Origin of the sequence: Vibrio sp. 10N.222.49.C9, from assembly GCF_041474985.1 — a bacterium.
Taxonomy (GTDB): Bacteria; Pseudomonadota; Gammaproteobacteria; order Enterobacterales; family Vibrionaceae; genus Vibrio; species Vibrio crassostreae_C.
The window spans coordinates 1-313 of the sequence record NZ_JBFRVD010001615.1 but is presented as its reverse complement, the minus strand read 5'-3'; the positions used below and the strand labels follow the sequence as shown (position 1 = coordinate 313).

1 protein-coding gene is annotated in these 313 nt (G+C 47.6%); it reads left to right on the top strand.

Annotated elements, in window-relative coordinates:
• Positions 1–313, top strand: a 313-nt coding sequence (locus tag AB4585_RS29515; RefSeq protein WP_372172394.1) for a hypothetical protein, incomplete at both ends; no start/stop codon positions are given.

Here is a 313-nt window from a genome sequence, read left to right as displayed (position 1 = left end):
ACCGAAGAAAGACCTTGCCGCGTTCAGCAACGAGCAACGCCAGAATCTCGCTCTTGTTGCTGCTATTTTGGATGACGTAACGTTATTCAATATCGCCGTTAACGCTGGAGTAGACTTACACCAACGTGATATGGATAACTTCTGGCTAATGGACATTTGTGTCGAGAACAATTCACTGCGAGTCTCAGAACGCGCTCTAGCAATCACTACCGTTAAAGAATCCATTAACTCACAATCACCAATAGGCTTCACCTGCAGCCACCACGCCGTAATGCGCAGTCGATATGCCCTACTGGCTACACTCAAAAAGGCC